This is a genomic window from Pseudomonadota bacterium (assembly GCA_039815145.1).
Classification (GTDB): domain Bacteria; phylum Pseudomonadota; class Gammaproteobacteria; order Steroidobacterales; family JBCBZW01; genus JBCBZW01.
Genome location: JBCBZW010000037.1, coordinates 1 through 19,842 on the forward strand (window position 1 = coordinate 1; position 19,842 = coordinate 19,842).

Annotated in this window: 15 protein-coding genes; 10 read left to right on the forward strand and 5 right to left on the reverse strand. The window is 66.8% G+C overall.

Going from position 1 to position 19,842, the window contains the following annotated elements:
- Positions 1 to 363 precede the first annotated feature (363 nt).
- The 9 genes from AAF184_11490 (at position 364) to AAF184_11530 (ending at position 13,037) form a co-directional block, all read left to right on the forward strand.
- Positions 364 to 2,892, forward strand: coding sequence for a glycoside hydrolase family 3 N-terminal domain-containing protein (locus tag AAF184_11490; GenBank protein ID MEO0422953.1), 2,529 nt, complete (start codon positions 364 to 366; stop codon positions 2,890 to 2,892).
- Between the two features lie 6 nt (positions 2,893 to 2,898).
- Entirely contained in the window at positions 2,899 to 4,479 is a 1,581-nt protein-coding gene (locus tag AAF184_11495) for a sodium/solute symporter (protein MEO0422954.1), read from the forward strand.
- A 148-nt stretch (positions 4,480 to 4,627) separates the two neighbouring features.
- Entirely contained in the window at positions 4,628 to 5,695 is a 1,068-nt protein-coding gene (locus tag AAF184_11500; protein MEO0422955.1) for a LacI family DNA-binding transcriptional regulator, read from the forward strand.
- On the forward strand, positions 5,692 to 7,071 hold the full coding sequence (locus AAF184_11505) for an MFS transporter (GenBank protein ID MEO0422956.1): 1,380 nt from the start codon (positions 5,692 to 5,694) through the stop codon (positions 7,069 to 7,071). Before AAF184_11500 ends, AAF184_11505 begins: the two co-directional genes overlap by 4 nt.
- Positions 7,058 to 9,403 carry a hypothetical protein gene (locus AAF184_11510; protein ID MEO0422957.1) on the forward strand — a complete coding sequence of 782 codons (2,346 nt, stop codon included), beginning with the start codon at positions 7,058 to 7,060 and terminating at the stop codon, positions 9,401 to 9,403. Before AAF184_11505 ends, AAF184_11510 begins: the two co-directional genes overlap by 14 nt.
- Positions 9,396 to 9,929, forward strand: coding sequence for a gluconokinase, GntK/IdnK-type (locus AAF184_11515; GenBank protein MEO0422958.1), 534 nt, complete (start codon positions 9,396 to 9,398; stop codon positions 9,927 to 9,929). The genes AAF184_11510 and AAF184_11515 overlap by 8 nt, the downstream gene beginning before the upstream one ends.
- Positions 9,926 to 10,726 (forward strand): CBM9 family sugar-binding protein, encoded by an 801-nt coding sequence (locus AAF184_11520; protein MEO0422959.1) that lies wholly within the window; start codon positions 9,926 to 9,928, stop codon positions 10,724 to 10,726. Before AAF184_11515 ends, AAF184_11520 begins: the two co-directional genes overlap by 4 nt.
- Positions 10,723 to 11,307, forward strand: a complete 585-nt coding sequence (locus AAF184_11525; GenBank protein MEO0422960.1) for a gluconate 2-dehydrogenase subunit 3 family protein — start codon at positions 10,723 to 10,725, stop codon at positions 11,305 to 11,307. Before AAF184_11520 ends, AAF184_11525 begins: the two co-directional genes overlap by 4 nt.
- Positions 11,304 to 13,037, forward strand: coding sequence for a GMC family oxidoreductase (locus AAF184_11530; protein MEO0422961.1), 1,734 nt, complete (start codon positions 11,304 to 11,306; stop codon positions 13,035 to 13,037). The genes AAF184_11525 and AAF184_11530 overlap by 4 nt, the downstream gene beginning before the upstream one ends.
- A gap of 27 nt (positions 13,038 to 13,064) precedes the next feature.
- Here the strand turns inward: AAF184_11530 and AAF184_11535 are convergent, their stop codons facing one another.
- From AAF184_11535 to AAF184_11545, 3 genes are all read right to left on the reverse strand, one after another.
- Positions 13,065 to 14,228 (reverse strand): heparan-alpha-glucosaminide N-acetyltransferase domain-containing protein, encoded by a 1,164-nt coding sequence (locus AAF184_11535; protein MEO0422962.1) that lies wholly within the window; start codon positions 14,226 to 14,228, stop codon positions 13,065 to 13,067.
- 56 nt (positions 14,229 to 14,284) lie between these two features.
- A complete protein-coding gene (locus tag AAF184_11540; protein ID MEO0422963.1) occupies positions 14,285 to 16,480 on the reverse strand; it encodes a TonB-dependent siderophore receptor in 2,196 nt (731 codons plus the stop codon).
- A 212-nt stretch (positions 16,481 to 16,692) separates the two neighbouring features.
- Positions 16,693 to 16,971, reverse strand: a complete 279-nt coding sequence (locus tag AAF184_11545) for a hypothetical protein (GenBank protein MEO0422964.1) — start codon at positions 16,969 to 16,971, stop codon at positions 16,693 to 16,695.
- Positions 16,972 to 17,283: 312 nt separating this feature from the next.
- Here AAF184_11545 and AAF184_11550 point away from each other — a divergent pair, with 312 nt between their 5' ends.
- On the forward strand, positions 17,284 to 17,796 hold the full coding sequence (locus tag AAF184_11550) for a CIA30 family protein (protein MEO0422965.1): 513 nt from the start codon (positions 17,284 to 17,286) through the stop codon (positions 17,794 to 17,796).
- A 2-nt stretch (positions 17,797 to 17,798) separates the two neighbouring features.
- Here AAF184_11550 and AAF184_11555 read toward each other — a convergent pair whose 3' ends face one another.
- Both AAF184_11555 and AAF184_11560 read right to left on the reverse strand, forming a co-directional pair.
- On the reverse strand, positions 17,799 to 18,626 hold the full coding sequence (locus tag AAF184_11555) for a M15 family metallopeptidase (protein MEO0422966.1): 828 nt from the start codon (positions 18,624 to 18,626) through the stop codon (positions 17,799 to 17,801).
- Complete coding sequence (locus tag AAF184_11560) at positions 18,623 to 19,771, reverse strand: patatin-like phospholipase family protein (protein MEO0422967.1); 1,149 nt, start codon at positions 19,769 to 19,771, stop codon at positions 18,623 to 18,625. The genes AAF184_11555 and AAF184_11560 overlap by 4 nt, the downstream gene beginning before the upstream one ends.
- Between the last annotated feature and the right edge of the window lie 71 nt (positions 19,772 to 19,842).

The following is a 19,842-nucleotide window of genomic DNA, read 5'->3' on the forward strand; positions in this document are numbered from 1 at the left end:
CCCTGCCGGTTGCGAGGCCGCCCACACGACGGCACTCCCGACCCTCAAAAGTGATTACACGGGCCGACGAGTCCGCCACCCCGAACGCATGGTGACCAAAAAAGACTTACGCTGTCATCTTGCACTGCAACTAAGCGAATACCGCTTCGCCCAGCCATAAGCTACTGAAAAATATGACTTCACAAGATCTTCTGAACGCAATACACCGGAGAATCTGCGTCGGTTTTCAGAATCCGTCCAAGACAATTGTCTCCCGCTGACATGGATTGACAAGCTCGCTGGCGATCTGGGAGGCTCTCCATGCGCCGACGCGGTGTGCTCAGCGCGAATCGAGAACACAGAACACGGGGAACGGACGCGCCGATGGCTATCTCCTCACTGCCGTTACTAGCGGCATCCGCGATGCTCGCTTGCGATCCTGACCTGGCGAACGACGAGCTGAGTGTCCGGGACATTGAGCGCTGGCCCATCCCGGCGCACGCGCGTGCGCCCGACCCTGCGCTGGAAGCGCGGGTGGACGCCCTGCTCGCCCGGATGTCCTTGGAAGACAAGGTCGGCCAGCTCATCCAGGCCGACATCGGATCGATCACCCCGTCCGACCTTCGCGAGTACCGCCTCGGCGCCATCTTGAACGGCGGCAACTCGGCGCCGCAGAACGATGTACGGGCATCGGCGGCGCAGTGGCTGGCCCTCGCGGATGAGTTCTACGCCGCCGCCACCACCACGCGCGACGATCGCCTCCCGGTGATTCCCCTCTTGTGGGGCACCGATGCCGTCCACGGCCACAACAACGTCGTCGGCGGCACGGTGTTCCCGCACAACATCGGCCTCGGCGCTGCGCGCGCACCGGCGTTGATTCGCCGCATCGGCGAGGCCACGGCCTTGGAGATCGTCGTCACCGGCCAGGAGTGGAGCTTCGCCCCCACGCTTGCGGTGGCCCGCGACGACCGCTGGGGCCGCACCTATGAGAGCTATTCGGAGGACCCTGGCGTCGTCGCCGCCTACGCCGGCGCCATGATCGAAGGCCTGCAGGGCGCCCTCGACGACCCGAGGCGTCTGCAGCGCGGACGCGTCCTCGCCACCGCCAAGCACTTCATCGGCGACGGGGGCACCCACGAGGGCGCCGACCAGGGCGATGCCAAGGCCAGCGAAGACGAGCTCGCGCGCATCCACGGCGCCGGGTATCCGCCCGCCCTCGAGGCCGGGGCGGAGATCATCATGGCGTCCTTCTCCAGCTGGCAAGGCTGCAAGGTGCACGGATCGCGCTACCTGCTCACCACGGTGCTCAAGGAACACATGGGCTTCGACGGCTTCGTGGTGGGCGACTGGAACGCCCACGCGCAAGTGCCCGGGTGCGGCCCCCAGGAATGCCCGCAAGCGATCATGGCGGGCATCGACATGTTCATGGCGCCCAACAGCTGGCGCGCCCTCTACCACAACACCTTGCGCAACGTGCGCGAGGGCGACATCACGGCGGCGCGCCTGGAAGATGCGGTGCGCCGCATCCTGCGCGTCAAGCTGCGCGCCGGCCTGTTCGAGGCGCCCCGCCCCTCGGCACGCCTCTTCGCGGGCGCCGATGGGTTGCTCGGCAGCGCCGCGCACCGCGCCATCGCGCGCGAGGCGGTGCAGCGCTCGGCCGTCCTGCTGAAGAACAACGAGAGCGTGCTGCCGATCGCGGCCGACGGCCACGTGCTGGTGCTGGGCCCGGGCGCCGACGACATGCAGCAGCAGACCGGCGGGTGGACCCTGTCGTGGCAGGGCACGGGCAACACGCGCGAACACTTCCCGAACGGGCAGACGATCTGGGAAGGCATCGCCGAGGCGGTCACCGCGGCGGGGGGCACCGCGCAGTTGAGTGGCGACGGCACCTATGAGGGCAAGCCCGACGTCGCCATCGTGGTGTACGGCGAGGATCCCTACGCCGAGTTCCAGGGCGACCGCCGCCACGTCGCTTACATCGACAAGCGCGACATGCACGGGCAACTCTCGCGACTGCAGGCGGCGGGCATCCCCACCGTGAGCGTGTTCCTCTCCGGTCGCCCGCTCTGGGTGAACCCGCACCTGAACGCGAGCGATGCCTTCGTCGCCGCCTGGCTGCCGGGCACGGAGGGCGGCGGCATCGCTGATCTGCTGCTCGCCTCCTCGCCCACGGACTTCAGCGGCAAGCTCTCCTTCTCCTGGCCAGCCACGCCGTGGCAAACGAACCTCAACCGCGGGGACACCCCCTACGCGCCGCTGTTCGCCTTCGGCTACGGCCTCGCCCTCGCCGATGAGGTGACCGTGCCGAGGCTCGAGGAGACCGACGGCGAGCGCATCGAGCAGCTCGACGCGGGACGCGAGTTCATGGTGCGCGGGTCGACCGTGGCCCCGTGGTACCTCGAACTCTACGACGCGAGCGGCAGCACCACGGCGATCGGTCATCGCGTGCAATCACCTAACGATATCCTACGCTTGACCCGACGCGACCATCTCGCCCAGGAAGATGCCGTCCAACTCATCTGGACCGGCGGTGACGCCAATGCCGTGGCGCGGCTGGAGGGCCATACGGTGGACCTGCGACGGGCCATCAACGGCGACATGGCGCTGAAGCTCGTGCTCGAGACATCCGCCACCGCGGCCGACGCCACCCTCTCCTTAGGCTGCCAGACCCCGTGTGGCAAGGCGCTGTCGCTGGCATCGCTGCTCCCGGCGAAGTCCGAAGGCTGGACCACGCTGCTGGTGCCCCTGCGCTGCTTCGCCCTCAGCGACGAGCAAGCGCAGGCGGTGAGTTCGCCGTTGCAGATTCACACGGAGAGCGCGATGGCGTTAGGTCTGCACGAAGCGACCCTGGCCCCGGTGGAAGGCGCCCTCGAGTGCCCCACCCCGAGTGTGGCCGCGGCCACGGAGCGGTAGCGAACAATGGTTCTGAGCACTCTCGACCTCACGGTCGTCGCCCTGTACGTGATTGGCTTGATCACTCTCGCCACCCTGGTGTCGCGCCAGCCCGCGGGCGAACGCAAGAACAGCGAGGATTACTTCCTCGCGGGCCGGGCCCTGCCCTGGTGGGCGGTCGGCGCTTCGCTGATCGCCGCCAACATCTCCGCCGAGCAGATCATCGGCATGTCCGGCTCGGGCTACGTGGTGGGCTTGGCGATCTCCTCCTACGAGTGGATGGCCGCCGCCACCTTGCTGCTGGTCGGCAAGTACGTGCTGCCGATCTTCCTCGCCCGTGGCATTCACACGATGCCCCAGTTCCTGGAACAGCGCTTCGACGCACGCCTGAAGTTCGTCATGTCGATCTTCTGGCTCGGGCTCTACACCTTCGTCAACCTCACCTCGATCCTGTGGCTCGGCGCCACCGCCATCTCCACCCTCACGGGCACGGCACCCACGGTAGGCCTCGTGCTGTTGGCGTTGCTCGCCGTCGCGTACTCGCTCTACGGCGGCCTCAAGGCGGTCGCGCTCACCGACATCGTGCAGGTGGTGCTGCTGGTGGGCGGTGGCCTGTTGCTCACCTACCTGGCGCTGAACGAGGTCTCGGCCGGCGCCGGATGGTGGACTGGCCTCGCGCGCCTCGGCGAGGCGGCGCCCGAGAAGTTCGACATGATCTTGAGCCGCGACAACCCCGAGTACATGAACCTGCCGGGGCTCGGCGTGCTCATCGGCGGCATGTGGATGATGAACATCTCCTACTGGGGCTTCAATCAGTACATCATCCAGCGAGCCCTCGCCGCCAAGGACCTGCGCGAGGCCCAGCAGGGCATCGTCTTTGCGGCCTTCCTGAAGCTGCTGATGCCGCTGATCATCGTGGTGCCCGGCATCGCCATGTTCGTGCTCGCCCAGGACGACCCCAGTGGCTGGCAGGTGACCCGTCCCGACGCTGCCTACCCCACGCTGATGGGATTGGCCCCGAGCGGCATCCGCGGACTGATCTTCGCCGCGCTGGTGGCGGCCATCGTGTCGTCCCTGGGCTCGATGATGAACTCCATCGCCACCATCTTTACCCTCGACATCTTCCGCGCCCTGCGGCGCGATGCAGTGAGCGAGGGCACCCTGGTGCAGGTCGGCCGTGGCGCCAGCCTTATCGCTCTGCTAACTGCCTTGCTGGTGGCACAACCGCTGCTCGGGAACTTCCCTCAAGCCTTCCAGTACATCCAGGAGTTCACGGGGTTCTTCACGCCTGGCATCTGCGCGATCTTCCTGCTCGGCATGTTCTGGCCGCGAGCGACCAGCACCGGCGCCCTCGCCAGCGCCGTCTCGTCCCTGGCGCTGTCGCTGCTGGGCAAGATCTGGCTGCCCCAGGTGCCGTTCATGGATCGCGTGCTCTACGTCTTTCTGGCCTGCCTGGCGATCATGGTGCTGCTTGGCCAGCCCCGGGAGAAGAAGGACGCCGGGGCGATCCATCTCGCCGGCGTGACCTTCACCACGGCACCGGCCTACGCCTTGGGATCCGCCTTCGTGGTGTTGATTCTCGTCGGGCTCTACGGGGTGTTCTGGTAGCCCAATGACCGACTCGAGCGCAGTCACCATAAGCCATGAGCCCTACCCCGTCGCGCCTGCCAAGGCACGCTCGCGCCGCGCCGCATGATCGCGGCAACACGGTGACTCTGGCATAGTGTCGTGCGCTGTCATTTGATCGGAGATGCACGTGGACGGTCGTCAAAACGGTGAACGCAAACGCCCTCGCAAGGCGACGATTACCGATGTTGCCTCATTGGCCGGCGTGTCGACAAAGACGGTCTCGCGCGTGCTCAACGGCGAGGCGACCGTACGCTCGGAAACCCGCGATCGCATCCGCGAGGCGATGACCCTCCTGCAGTATCGCCCGAACTCCCCGGGGCGGATGCTGGCCGGTCGCAAGACCTACCTCCTCGGGCTGATCTACAACGCCAACTCCAGCTACATCACGAGCATTCAGAACGGCGCCCTCCAGGCCTGTCGCAGCGAACACTACGATTTGCTCATCCACCCCTGCGCCTACACTGACCCGGCGCTGATGGGGGAACTGCGCTACCTGATCGAATCGCCACGCGTCGACGGCTTGTTGTTGATCCCACCCATCTCCGACTTGCCAGCGGTGATGGAGCTGATGGATGAGATCGACGCGCCCAACGTCATCATCTCCCCCGCCTCGCCCACGGCATCCGGGTGGACCGTCGGCACCAACGACCGTGAGGTGAGCGCCGGCGTGGTCAAGCACCTCGCTGACCTCGGCCACGAGCGCATCGCCTTCGTGCAGGCCCATCCGGATCACCTGGCGATGGCGAGCCGCTACGACGGCTTCCTGGACGGCCTGCGCGCCTGCGATCTCCGCATCGACTCGCGCATGGTCATGCGCGGCGACAACACGGCGGCGTCGGGCCTCGAGTGCGGGCGTAAGCTGCTCGGTCGCAAGCGTCGCCCCACGGCGATCTTCTGCGCCAACGACCACATGGCCTCGGGTGTGATGCGCGCCGCCCACGAGGCGGGCCTGTCGATCCCCGAGGACATCTCCCTCGCCGGCTTCGATGACATTCCGCTGGCAAGTCAGCTCTACCCCTCGCTCACCACCGTGCGCCAACCCCTGCAGGAGATGGCCTGCCTGGCGGGCGAGCTGTTGATCCGTCGCCTGCGCGGCGGCGAGCCCGAGGACGACGGGCAGCGCACGATGAACTCGCAGATCATCGTGCGCGAGTCCACCGGTCCCGCACCCGTCGAGGACGGACTCCAGCGGTGAGCGGCGCGGCCGACGTCCCGTCGCGGCAAGTCACCCTCGCCTGGCGCGAGAAGCTCGGCTACGGCGTCGGCGACTTCGGCTTCAACCTCTACTGGGCCACCATCGGATCGTTCCTCGCGGCCTTCTACACGGACGTGTTCGGCATCAGCGCGGCCGCCGCCGGCACCATGCTCTTCGTCACCAAGATCGTGGATGCGTTCACCGACCCGCTCATGGGCGCCGTGGCGGACCGCACGCGATCGCGCTGGGGGAAGTTCCGCCCCTACCTGCTGTTCGCCGCCGTTCCCATGGCGGGGGCCGCCGTCCTGACCTTCACCACGCCCACCCTCGATAGCACCGGCAAGCTGATCTGGGCCTACGCCACCTACTCGGTGATGATGCTGGCCTACACCGTGCTGAGCACGCCGTACTCGGCGCTCTCCGGCGTCATGACCGCCCGCAGCGAAGAGCGCACCACCCTGATCAGCGTGCGCTTTCTCTTCGCCTTCGCGGGCAGCGCCCTGGTGGGCAAGTGCACCCTGCCGCTGGTGGACGCCCTCGGCGCCGGTGACGCAACGCTCGGCTGGCAGCGCACGATGATGCTCTACGGCGCGGTGGCGGCAGTGATCTTTGCCGTCACGTTTCTGAGCACCCGTGAGCGCATCGCGCCGCCGCCCGCGCAGCAGGCCAGCGCCCGGCAAGACATCGGGGATCTCCTCGACAACCGCCCGTGGCTGATCCTGTTCGCCCTCGCCATGATCATCATGATGACGATCACCATGCGCGGCGGATCGGCCTACTACTATTTCCACTACTACCTCGAGCGCCCGGAGCTGCTGCCCGACTACCTCCTGTGGCAGATGCTCGCCTACGCCTGCGGCGCCCTGTCGGCCCCGGTGCTGACCCGCTACGTGGACAAGGCGAAGCTGCTCATGGGCCTCATGCTCCTCGTCGGCGTGCTCTCGATCGCCTTTTACTTCGTACCCCGCGACATGATCTGGCTGATCTTCACCTTCAACATCCTGATCAGCCTGGCCCTCGGGCCTAAGTCGCCGCTCACCTGGTCCATGTACGCCGATACCGCCGACTACAACGAGTGGAGAAGGGGCCGGCGCGCCACCGCGATGACCTTCTCCGCCGCGACCTTTTCGCAGAAGCTAGGCGGATCCTTAGGCACCGCGAGCATGCTCTGGATGCTGGCCGCCATCGGCTACGCGGCCAACACGGCCCAGGACGACGCCTCGAGAAACGGCATCGCGCTGCTCCAAACGGCGATCCCCGGCCTCTTCGCCCTGGTGGCCGTGGTGGTGACCGCCAGCTACAGCCTCAGCGGCACCAAACTCGCGCAGATTCAGGGCGAGCTAGAACAGCGGGATACCCAGCTTGATCACGCATAACCCCAACACCGGGCGCGTGATGTTGCACTCGCCGCTCACCATGCCGCGAGCGACCACCTTCCTGTGGAATCGCAAGTTGATCCTACAGCTGAACTGCCGCGGGTTCGTCACGGCTCAGCACGCCCAACCCGAACCCGCCAAGTACTCCCATGGACCGTCGCTGGAGGCCAAGACCTTCATGCAACCGGAGCTGCCGCACCACGCGCATCACCCGGGTCGCTTCGTGTACATCAAGGACGAGGCGGACGAGCACCTCTACTCGGTCCCCCATGAGCCCGTGCGTCACCCCACCGCCTCCTTCTGCTTCTCCGCAGGTGACAAGGACGTGTGGTGGGACAACCGGGAACGGGACATCGACACGCGCTGGTCCGTGCAGCTCCCGCCGGACGACGCGGTAGAGATCTGGCAGCTGGAGGTGCGCAACACGGGGGAGCGCACGCGCCAGCTCAGCCTGTACCCGATGTTCTCGATCGGCTACATGAGCTGGATGAGTCAGGCGGCCGCCTACGACGGCGACCTCGGCGGCATCCTGGCGCGGTCCGTCACGCCGTACCAGAAGCTCGAGGACTACCCGGCGATTCGCCAGCTCAAGGACATGACCTTCCTCCTGCACGACACGCCGCCCGACTCCTGGGAAGCCTCTCGCGAGGCCTTCGAGGGCGAGGGCGGCATCGGCGCACCGCAGGGCATCACCGCGGCGCGCCTGGCCAACGGCGATGCGGCCTACGAGTCGCCGATCGCCGTCTTGCAGTATCGTCGCACGCTCGCGCCGGGTGAGAGACTCACCCTAAAGTTCTTGTTCGGTCCCGCGGTCGACGAGGACGAAGTGCGGCGCCTCGGTCAGCGCCATCTAGGCCAAGTGCGAGCGCCCACGGGCCACGCAGCTGCCGAGGAGATCGCCAGCGCTCGCCTGCACACGCCGAACGGCGAGCTCGACAACTTCGTCAACCATTGGCTGGCCCGTCAGGTGCGCTACCACGGTGAAATGCACCGCTTCACCACGGACCCGCAAACCCGCAACTACCTGCAGGACGCCATGGGCATGTGCTTCCTCGCCCCCGCCAAGGGCGCCGAGGCCATCGCGCGCACCCTGTCCCAGCAGCTCGAGGACGGCAACCTGCCCGCCGGCGTCACCATGACCCGTGACGCGCAGCTCAAGTACATCAACCGCGTGCCCCACACGGACTACTGCGTGTGGCTGCCCTTCACCCTGCGGGCCTACCTCGACGAGAGCGGCGACACCGCCCTGCTCGACACGCCGATCGAGGACGCGCGCGGCCGGTCAGCCACCGTGTTCGAGCGAGTCACCCTGGCCATGCGATGGCTCATGGATAACTGCGACCACCGTGGCCTCAGCCTGATCGCCCAGGGCGACTGGTGCGACCCTATGAACATGGTCGGCCCGGCTGGCATCGGCGTCTCCGGCTGGCTGTCGATGGCCACCGTAGCGGCCTTGCGCGCCTGGAGCACCGTCGCCAATGCGCACGGCGATGAAGCCCTCGCAAACGAGATGCGCACCCATGCGCAGCGCATGGCGGAGGCGGTGCAAAGGCATCTGTGGGACGGCCAGTGGTTCGCCCGCGGCATCACGGATCAGGGCCGCACATTCGGCACCGCGCGTGATGAGGAAGGCCGACTCTTCCTCAACCCCCAGAGCTGGGCCATCCTCGCCGGCATCGCCAGCGAGGATCAGGCGGCGCACGTGATCGAGGCCGCCCAGCGCGAACTTGCCTCGCCCTACGGCATGATGATCCTCGCACCCGCCTACACGCGGATGCATGAGGACATCGGCCGCGTCACCCAGAAGCATCCCGGCACGGCCGAGAACGGCAGCATCTACAACCACGCGGCGGCGTTCTTCATTCGCGCGCTGTACAAGATCAACCGTGCCGATCTCGCCTACGCTGAGCTGCAGAAGATGCTCCCGACCGAAGGCGATGCGTCCCGGCGCGAGCAGCTGCCGGTGTTCGTGCCCAACTACTACCGTGGCGCCGTTCACCAGCTCCCGCGCACGGCGGGGCGCTCGAGTCAGCTCTTTCACACCGGTGCGGCCAGCTGGCTCTACCGCATCATCATCGAAGACCTCTTCGGCCTGCGCGGATGCGAAGACGGCCTGCGCATCGCGCCCTCCCTGCCATCCGAATGGGCGCAGGCGCGGATCGAGCGACCCTTCCGCGACGCGACGGTGGACGTGCACTACGAGCGCGATGCGAATGTCAGTGCGACCGAGGTAAGCACAGAGGATGGCCCACTACCGCCCGACGGCGTCCTGCGCGTGCGCCCCGGCCACCGCCACCGCGTGCAGGTCAGGCTGCCCTCTGGTCATGGCTGAGCTACCGGATCTGATCGTGGTCATCGGCGTGAGCGGTGCGGGCAAGACGACCCTCGCCATCGAGCTGGCCCATCGCCTGCAGCGCCCCATGCTCGATGCCGACGACCTGCATCCGCCCGAAAACCGGCGCAAGCTCAACGCCGGCATCCCCCTGACCGACACCGATCGCGCCCCGTGGATGCGCGCCGTCTGCGCGCGCCTCGCCGCCGCAGCTGACGCGGGGGAGCCGTTGGTGCTCGCCCACAGCGGGCTGCGACGCCACCATCGCGCGGCCCTGCGCATGCAGGGACAGTCCAGTGCGTTCGTGTTGCTGGAAGGCAGCTTCGAGCTGCTGACCGCTCGCCTGGAGGCACGCCAGGGCCACTTCATGGCCGCCTCCCTCCTGCGCAGCCAGTTCAACGCCTTCCAACCCACGGACGGCGAACCCGACGTCATCCCCATCGACCCGGCACTCACGACGGCCGACCAGGCCGACGCGTGCCTGCACGCCCTCCACCACCTGCATGAGGGGAATTCAGCACCATGAAGACCACCACCTTCCTGTTCGCCCTGGCCATCGCGATGCCCCTTGCCCACGCGGAACGCGTCGCGACCTTCACCGACGAGCCCCCGGTGATCGATGGCGTTCCCGACGACAGCGCTTGGGCCGCCGCGCCGTGGTACGCCCTCGACTTCAGCATCCTCGGCGCCGTCCCCACGACCGATGACTTCAGCGCGCGCTACCGCGTCACCTGGGACGCGCACTACCTGTACCTGCTCGCGGAGATCACCGACGACGTGCTGGTCGACGCCCACGCGAGCCCGTACGAAAGCTACTGGAACGATGACACGTTGGAGATCTTCGTCGACGAGGACGCGAGCGGGGGCATCCACCAGTTCAACCACAGCGCCTTCGCCTACCACATCGGCCTCGATAACCAGGTGGTGGACATCGGCCCCTTCCGCACCGAGGCAGAACGCGCGCGCGGCGAACCGATCGTCGTGAGACTGCCCTCGCACGTGACCGCACGCTGGCAACGCAGCGCCACACCGCCCTATCCACTCTATTGGGAGGTGAAGCTGCGACTCCATCGATTCACCGATGACGCAGCCCCCCTCGAGCCCGTGACCCTGCGCGCCGGCAAGGAGATCGGCTTCATGGTGGCCTACTGCGACGCCGATGATGCGAACGGCCGCCAACACTTCATGGGCGATGTGGAGATCGAGGCGGTGAACGGCGACCGCAACCTGGGCTACATCGACGCCGACGTCTTCGGCCGCCTCACCCTGCGCCAGGCGGCGCCAAAGGGCGAGTCCTCCGACCAGCGGCGCGAGCGGCCGTGAACCCAGCACGTCGCTCGTTGCTGGCGGCCGCCAGCGCCGCCGCGGGCCTGTCGCTCGCCGCCTTAGGGGGCGAATCGGCGCTGGCGATAGCCCTCGCCGACACGGCTCGTTCGGGTGAGGCCACCTCAGCTGGCGAACTGCTCGACCGCGAGCCCCTGGCGGACCTCGGCGCCGTCGCCGCCCAGCTCATTCCCACCACCGACACGCCGGGCGCCGCCGACGTCGACGCCCACGGCGTCGTCGATCGCCTCCTGGCCCGATGCCATCCGCCCCTGCGCCAGCAACAGGTGATCCGCCTGCTGCAGCAGCTGCGCGGGGCGGCGGACGAGGCTTACGGCGAAGCGTCCTTCCACCGCCTGACCGCCCCCCAGCAGGCGGCCCTGATGCAACGTATGGAGCAAGGGGCATCGCCCTTCGGGTCGACGCACCGGGACGCGTGGCAGTTCCTGAAATCGCTCCTCGTGTTCGCCTATTGCACCTCGGAGGCCGGTGCCACCCAACTGCTGGCCTACGACCCGCTGCCGGGCGCTTACCGGGGCTCCGTGCCCTACGCCAGCGTCGGCAAGGCGTGGTTCGAATGAAGCTCCAGGACGCACTCATCGGCGATAGCGAGGAGGTCTTCGACGCGATCGTGATCGGCTCGGGCATGACCGGCGGCTGGGCGGCGAAGGAACTCTGCGAGCGAGGGCTGAAAACACTGCTCGTGGAACGCGGCCGCGTCGTCGAGCACCGGCGCGACTACCCTGGCGAGGGCGTCCCGCCGTGGTCCCTGCCTGAGCGCGGCAAGGTGACCCGCGCCAGGATCGATCGCGACTACGCCGTGCAAAGCCAGAACTACGCCTTCAGCGAGACCACGCGCCATTTCTACGGCAACGACCGCGACCTCCCCTACAGTACCCCGGCGGACCGCAAGTTTCGGTGGATTCGCGGCAACCAGCTCGGCGGCAAGTCGCTCATGTGGGCGCGCCAATGCTATCGCTGGTCCGCCCATGACTTCGCGGCTAACGCGACCGATGGGCACGGCACTGCCTGGCCGATCACCTACGAGGAGCTCGCCCCCTGGTACGCCTACGTCGAGCGCTTCGTCGGCATCAGCGGCGCCGCGGACGGCCTGGATCACCTGCCGGACAGCGTCTGCCAGCCCCCCTTCGAGATGACCCAACCCGAGCTGACCTTCCGGGACCGGGTGCGTGCGAAGTTCCCTGAGCGCCACGTCATCATGAGTCGGATCGCCAACCTCACCGAGCCGACCGAGGAGCAGACAGCCCTCGGCCGGTCCGCCTGCCAGGCGCGCAACCAGTGCGGCCACGGGTGTTCCTTCGGAGCGTACTTCTCCACCCAGAGCGCCACGCTGCCCGCCGCCCTCGCCACCGCCCGCCTGCACATCGCCCCCCACAGCGTGGTCCACAGCCTGATCTACGACCATGGGCAGCGCCGCGTACGCGGGGTCCGCGTGATCGACGAGCAGACCCTGCAGGCGCGTGAATACCACGGTCGCCTCGTGTTCCTCTGCGCCTCGACGCTAGGGTCGACGCAACTGCTCCTCAACTCCGCTAACCGCCACTACCCCCAGGGACTCGCCAACCGGTCCGGTGTGGTCGGTCGATTCCTGATGGATCACAACTACAACGCGTCCATCAGCGCCCGCATTCCTGGCTACGAGGAGGAGTACTACGCCGGCCGGCGCCCCGGTGGCATCGTGCTGCCGAACATCCACTTCGAACCGAAGCGCTACGCCAAGGGCTTCGCGCGCGGCTACCTCCTCACCGGCGGTAGCTACCGCGAGGGGTGGAAGATGCGTGGCCAGGAGGCCGGCTTCGGGGAGACGTTCAAGGCTCGCCTCGGCCAACCAGGGCCGTGGCGCATGCAGCTGTACAGCCAGGGCGAGACCCTGCCCCGCGCCGACAACCAGGTGGCCCTGCATCCCACCCTCAAGGACAAATGGGGCATCCCCCAGCTGCACATCAGCTGCGCCTGGTCACCCAACGAGCACGCGATGATGGAACATGCGGCGCAGACCGGGGAGGCGCTCATGCGCGCCGCCGGCTACGAAGACGTCAAGAGCCACATCGCGAGCAACCCCCTGGGCACCGGCGTGCACGAGACGGGCACCGCGCGCATGGGCGACGACCCGGCGAGCTCAGCGTTCAACCGCTGGAATCAGGCCCACGGCATCGACAACCTGTTCTGCACAGACGGGGCGAGCTTCTGCTCCATCGCCACCCAGAACCCCTCGCTCACCATGATGGCGCTCACCGTGAGAGCGGTGGACTACGCCGTGCGTGAGCTGACCGCAGACCGCCTCGGCTAAAACCTCGGGCGCTAGCGCCCTGTCACGCTAGAAGTAGCTCAGCCAGGGCTTGTTGCGCTTCTCCCGATGCTTGTACGCGGCGAACCCCCTCGCCAGGGGATAGTGCGCGAGCACCAGGGCGATCGTGCCCACCCAAATCCACGCCACGCTGTTCAAGCCGAAGCGCTCGCCATGATTGGCGCCGAAGATCGCGAACAGCACCCAGTACGCCGCCAGCAGCACGTACAGGTGCACCACGTAGAGAAACATCGGTACCGAACCGAAGGCCCTGATCGCCTCCAGCAGCTTGCTCGGCTTGCGCACCGCCTCGAGGCCAGCCAAGGCCAGCAGCGCTACCCCTAGGGTGAGCAATAGGTAGTCCAGGGACGGTGGGTACTTCGTGTAGTTAACGAAAGACATGACGGTGCGGAGCCACGTCTCCTTAGGCTCCCAGGGCAAGGTCTCGCCATAGAGGTTGAAACCGCGCAGCACGAGGAGCAGCGCCAGGCATGTCACCCCGATCGTCACCAGCGCCTTGCGCCGGGTCGGTGACGCCTCGGACTCGGCGTAGAGCGGCCCAGCAACGTAACCCAGCAAGATAACGCCGAACCACGGCAACACGGGGTAGGAGAGGCTGACCGTGAGGCCGGCGATCTCCATGACTTCGCCCCCGTCGTGCAGCACGGTCCACAGGGGGTAGAGCCACTCGCCCGGCTGGAACTGCAGCGGCTCCAGGGCATTGTGACCAAAGACGATGAGTAGCCCGAGCGCCCCCATCACCCGATAGGGCAGGTACACAGCTAGACCCAAGGCGATCATGCAGACGCCGATGGCGAACAGCACCTGGAGAAAGAGGTAGGTGGGGTAGCTGTCGATCCACAGCAGGCGATAGAGCACCACCTCGATGAGCACGACCACGAGGCCACGCTTGAGCAGGAACAGGGTCGGCGACCGATAGCGCTCCTCGCCCGGGTGCGCGTACAACCACGCGGACACGCCGGCCAGGAAGATGAATACCGGGGCGCAGAAGTGCGTGAGCAGGCGGGTGAAGAAGAGGTCGGGATCGATCGTGTCGTAGATCGGATCGCCCGTGCGCACGTGCATGTAGAAACGTTCGCGCACGTGGTCGAGCATCATCAGCATGATGACCACGCCGCGCATGATGTCGATAGAGGCGATGCGTGCCGAGGGGGCTTGAGTCGTGTTACTCATAGCGGGGTGTTGGCCTCGGCGTCCGCTCTGGCGAACGCCGAGGCCCGGCCGCTCCGTTAGAACGAGTAGGCGGCCGTGAGACGGTAGCGACGCGGTGCACCGGGCTCCACCCAGACATCGGCGAAGGAGTTGGTGTAGAACACCTCGTCGAACACGTTGTCCACGTCGAGGCGGATCGCGAAGCCGTTGTCGAGGGAGATCTGACCGAAGACGCGGGCCGTCGTGTAGCTGGGCAGGAAGAAGTCGAATCCCGTGAAGCCGAGACGCTCGCCGGTGAAGAGCACGCCTGCACCGAACTGCGCCTCCGCGCTACCCACGCGAATGCTCTGGCTAGCCTGCACGTTCAGCTGATGCTCGGGCGCGTTGATCAGCGGGTCGCCCTCTTCGATCGGCGCGCCGAAGTCTGCGTCCGGGGCGCTGGTGGTGAACTCCGCGTCGACGTAGGCGTAGGACAGCCAGAAGTTGAAGCCGCTGTCCGTGCTGAGCGCAGCGTCGATCTCGATACCTTGGCTTCGCGCTTCACCGGCTGCGCGCGAGAAGAACCCTGCAGCCACCGCTTCCGGTCGGTCGTCGTTGACGAGGATGTTGCTCTGGTCCACCTGGAACAGGGTGAAGGTGACATCGCCGGTGATGCCATCGAAGTAGTGCCCCAGATCGGCCTTGAAGCCCACCTCGGCCGACTCGGTGAGGTTGGGATCGAACTGGTTGCCCTGGAAGTCGGAGCCCGTCTGCTGGCGGAAGCCCTCGCCGTAGGAGGCGTAGATGCTGGTGCCATCGTTAATCCGGTAGACGGCGCCGAACTGCGGCGACACGCGGCTGTCCTCAGACGTCACGGTGCTCACCGGATCAGCCCGCAGGTTGGTCAGGTCCTGCTCGAAGTCATCGAAGCGCAGGCCCAGGCGCACCTGGAAGTTTTCCGTCAGATCGATCTGATCCTGGAGGTAGAAGCCGAAACCCTCGAGCGTCTCTTCGCGATCGGTGTTCGGTCCCGGCACCGGCTGGGGGAACTGACCGTAGACGGGGTCGAACACGTCGAGGAAAAGGTACTCGGCCGGGTCCAGCGTATTGATGTCCGTGTCCGCCCCGAAGAAGCCGGGGCGGAAGCGCAGGATGTTGAGGCTGTTGTTGAAGCGGTCGTAGTCCGCGCCGACGAGGAGGCGGTGGCGCAGCTGGTTGGTGTTGAACTCGCCGGCGATCTCCGCGCGGAACACGGTGTAGTCCGAGTCGAAGTCACGGCGACGGAAGAAGCGTGACACGGTCTCCCCGTCGAGGAACAGGGTCTGGCGACCTTCGAAGTTGGTCTCGGACGCATCACCCTCGAAGGAGGTGTCACGGCGACCGAAACCGGCGAGCACGCTCCAGCTATCGGAGAAGTTGTGCTGCAACTCCACCTGGTGACCGACCACCTCCGTCTCGATGGGACCATCACCCGGCTCGCCCGCGAAGGTCTCGCGCGGCGTGAAGCCGAACTCCTCCGTGAAGGCGACGCCGCGATCGAAGGGTATCTCCTGGTTGGTGTACTCAAGCTCGTAGGTAAAGCGCGTGTTGTCGGTGATGTTCCAGGTGAACGACGGATAGAGGCCGAAGCGCTGGGTCTCCACCGTCTCGCGGAAGCTCTCAGCATCTTCCAAGAAGCCGACCAGGCGGAAGCCGACCTGCTCATCAGCGCCGAGGGTGCTTTGGTAGTCACCTTCGAAGCGCAGTTGCTCCCAGCGACCGACGGTGAAGCGCAGGTCACCGCCCGTTCTGAACTCCGGCCGCTTCGTGATGAGGTTGACCGTACCGCCCGGCTCACCCCGCCCGAACAGGGCGGCACGGGGGCCCTTCAGCACCTCGACGGCCTGGATGCCGACGACGTCGCGCGGGCCGGCGAAGCCGCGGCCGGCGTTGAAGCCGTTCACCAGGAAGCCGCTGGGCAGGTTGATGTCGCCGCTGAAGCCGCGGATCGAGAAGCTGTTCCACAGGCCGCCGAAGTTGTTCTGGCGCGCGACGGCGGCGGAGAGGTCCAGGGCGTCGTTCAGGTTCAGAGCACCGACATCCCGCAGCACTTCCAGATCGATGATCTGCACGGACGTCGGATTCTCCAGGGGCTCGATGTTGCCCTGGTAGGCGCGGCGGTCACCCACCACGAAGACCTCTTCGAGGGTCTGCTCGTCGGCACTCTGGGCAAAGGCGGGGAGGCTCGCGATGGCCACGAGCGCCATCGAGGCTGCACGCTGATGGAGCGTGGCGCTGCAAGTAGTCGTCTTCATTAAACTAGTCTCTTCTGATCTGGAAGCACACCGCGTCCGGATCGACGGTGGCGGATTGGCTCCGTCTGCTTAAGGATCGGTGTAGGTTCGGCTCGACACGCCAGGCATCCGCCCAACCGGGGAAGACGAGGAGCGGCCGAGATCGTCGCTCACATGGCGCTGGGACCACCGCAGGGAGGCGTGAACGCAACAGCACTCACGCGGCGATGACGCTAGCGCAGGCGGGTGAGGGGCGGTGCCCTCGCTTGCTGGAAACGACGATCGTCAGAAGAGACGCGGACTACACGGGCGTTCGGGATCGTGACGTGTTGGCCGGTGGGATGCGGGCTAAACCAGGCAGGCGCAGGCGCGGCGTCGCCGGCAGACTCGAGGTGCTCGCAGAGGGCGCAATCGTGATGGGTGAGCTCGTCGCCGAGGGCGTGCTCGGCGCTATGCCCCGCGAGCGCCACCCCTGCGAGCAGCACGAAGGCGACGAGCAGGGATGCCTGCAAGCGCGAGGGTCTGTCTCTGGGTGGAAACGGCGCGGGCGCCATGGCGGTAGTCTTGCTGCAGTGCTCGGGCCGCGAGCATGCCATAGGCACTGCTGGGGCGCCACACGCTGTCCCGGCCCTCGCCCCGGGTCGCCACCACACCGAGCGCCGCCCGAGACCCGATAAGATGCGCGGATGGATACCCCGACCCAGCGACGCCCAGCTCACTGCAACGCCCACGCCTGGGCCCGATCGCCGCGTACGCCTGGGCGGAGGCGCTGGCGGGTGCCCGCGATCACCGTACTCACGCTCTGCTGCGCCCTGGGAAACGCTATGGCTGATGACCGGCTCATTACAGACTTCACCGCCGAGAGCGCCGATCTCGCCTGGTACGTGGTCAACGACAACGTCATGGGCGGGCGCAGCCAGGGCGGCTTTGAGACCAAGCAAGGCTCGCTCCTGTTCACCGGAGCCACCAACACCAACGGCGGCGGCTTCAGCTCCATCCGCAGCGGCCCGCTGACGCTCGACCTGTCCGCCTACGCCGGCCTGCGGCTCAGGGTGTACGGCGATGGGCGCCGCTACACCTGGCGCCTGACCACCGACGCGCGGGTCTACGGTCGCCCGGTGGGCTACTGGGCGGACTTCGACACCGTCGCCGACGAGTGGACCACCGTGGACGTGCCCTTCTCGGCCTTCATTCCCCAGTTCCGAGGGGCACGCCTGCGAGGGCCGTCGCTCGCAACGGCGAAGATCAGCGGCATGGGCTTGATGATCTACGACAAGCGCGATGGCCCGTTCACGCTCACGTTGGGGAGCGTCCACGCCTATTCCGCCAGCCCCTAGCCTCAAGGCTCACAGTAGCGTTCGCCGGGCGCGAGTTGCGCCTTTCGCAGACACCCGGGCACCTGGAAGTGCTGCCAGTCGCGGACGGAATTCCACGCACCGCCCCACACGGTCCAGCCGTGCTCGGCGAAGATGTCGATGACGGCATCGCCGAGGGGGGTGCCCGCGATCACCGTGCCCGGTTGCGCCGCGTAGTCCCGAGTGTAGGAGCCGTTGCGCGGGTGAATGGCGCCCACGCGGGTGAGGTCCAGGGCGCCGTCTTCGCGGAAGTGAAACGCCTCCGATCGGTATTCCGGGAAGACCTCGCCGTCAGCGTCGGCCTTGCCCTGTTGCACCAAGCTATCGAGCACGTCGTCCGCCGGGAACACGTAGGGGTTGTAGCGGGGGTTCACATCGATCGCGCACCCGATCGCGTGGGCCGAGAGGCGCCCAGCACCGGTCACGTTGCGGTAGTTGTAGCCCGAGGTGTTGTTGGCCTGCATCGAGCGTTCGTCGTCCCAGCCGTAGGCGGAAACCGGTTCGATGCGCTCGATGGGGAATTCCAGATCAGCCAGCGCCGCGAAGATCTGGCGCACCCCCTCGGCGAAGTCGCGGTTGACGATGATGACGCCGTCGCGGCGAGCGCCATCGAAATCGACGTACTCCACCTGCACGGGGGTCAGGCAGTCCAGGAGTGCCTTTGCGGGGCGTCGCCCGTCGATCGCCGGATCCAACGGGTACGCCGTGGTCGGCGCCGACTCGGTGCTCGGCGCCAGCTGGCATGCGCTCAAGAGCAGCATGCCGACCGATACGCCTAGGATTCGCATCGCGGCGTACGGGGACTTCCTCACGCGATATCGAACACCGCTGGCAGGTGACGCGATTCCACCAACCTCGCGGCCGCCGCCTGACCGACCTCCGCTAGCCGATCGAGGTTTTCCGGCTTGTCCATCTTGCCGAGCGCGTCCAACTCCTTGACGCTGAGCTCCATACCGAGCTCTCGCTTCAGCCAGTCCTTCTCCAACCACGCTTGATAACGCTGATAGGTCAACAGGGGCGCGCCACCCAAAAAGTCGTTCTCCAACGAGCCGATCTCGCGATCGATCTGACGCGCCGTGTCACTGCGTGACATCCACTGCAGCAGCGTCTCGTTCAGGGACGCGGCGTCGTCCATCAGGGCGGAGAGGGATTGGATGCCATTCGCCACGGCAACGGCCTTGACCGCCTTCTCCGCATCCATTGCCGTCTCGAAACCGCCGGTGCCCACAGACACAAGCAGCAACTGCTCAGGACCGGTCGGCCATTGCAACCCGTAGCCGCGGACCGTGGCGAGCATCAACAGCTGCAGGGCGGGGTTGTTGTGCGGGCTCACGCCGCCATCCACGAAGGCCCCCACCTGGCCGGCGCCGACGGTCAGCGGTTCCGGCTTGAAATAGGTGGGCGCGGCGGTGCTGGCACGCACCACATCGCGCAGGAGAAAGTCCTTGTTCGGCGTCGCGGTGCTGCCCGGGCGCGCCTCGTAGTACTTGCCGCGCGGGTTGTTGTGCACCACCCAGGGACTGCCCGTGTCGAGGCGCTTCATCACCACGGCCAGGCCAGTCTTCAACTCAGTACCGCCGAGGGTGGCGTCGCCGAAATTCGCCTCGAGCTGCTGCTCCAGCACCTTCTCGCTGAACTTCGGTCGAAACAGTCCGCGGCGGAAGAACTTGCTATCGAACACCGCGCCGCCGAACACCTGGTACATCTGCGAGAGCTGGCTCACTTCCCATCCCAGCGCGAGGCCGGTGGCGATGATCGCACCGGTGGAGGTACCGCCGATGAGATCGAAGTAGTCCGAGAGCGTGGCGTCCCGGCGCCCGCTCCGGTCCCTGACCATCTCCTCCAAGCGTGCGAGAAACTGCAGGCTCAGCATGCCGCGGATGCCGCCGCCGTCGAGCGCCAGGATGCGCTTGGGCCCCGGTGCGAAGAGATGCGAATTCCGTTCCTCGTGGGTCATAGCAGTGACTCCCTGTGCCTGGTTCCGTGGATCGCGAGGCCTATAGCTTACTTCGAACCATACACCGCGCG

Bases quoted from the DNA above. Each gene is read 5' to 3' on its own strand.
- AAF184_11560 (MEO0422967.1), bottom strand. From the start codon at position 19,771: ATGACCCACGAGGAACGGAATTCGCATCTCTTCGCACCGGGGCCCAAG.
- AAF184_11495 (MEO0422954.1), top strand. From the start codon at position 2,899: ATGGTTCTGAGCACTCTCGACCTCACGGTCGTCGCCCTGTACGTGATT.
- AAF184_11535 (MEO0422962.1), bottom strand. From the start codon at position 14,228: ATGAGTAACACGACTCAAGCCCCCTCGGCACGCATCGCCTCTATCGAC.
- AAF184_11520 (MEO0422959.1), top strand. From the start codon at position 9,926: ATGAAGACCACCACCTTCCTGTTCGCCCTGGCCATCGCGATGCCCCTT.
- AAF184_11540 (MEO0422963.1), bottom strand. From the start codon at position 16,480: ATGAAGACGACTACTTGCAGCGCCACGCTCCATCAGCGTGCAGCCTCG.
- AAF184_11515 (MEO0422958.1), top strand. From the start codon at position 9,396: ATGGCTGAGCTACCGGATCTGATCGTGGTCATCGGCGTGAGCGGTGCG.
- AAF184_11550 (MEO0422965.1), top strand. From the start codon at position 17,284: ATGGCTGATGACCGGCTCATTACAGACTTCACCGCCGAGAGCGCCGAT.
- AAF184_11530 (MEO0422961.1), top strand. From the start codon at position 11,304: ATGAAGCTCCAGGACGCACTCATCGGCGATAGCGAGGAGGTCTTCGAC.
- AAF184_11490 (MEO0422953.1), top strand. From the start codon at position 364: ATGGCTATCTCCTCACTGCCGTTACTAGCGGCATCCGCGATGCTCGCT.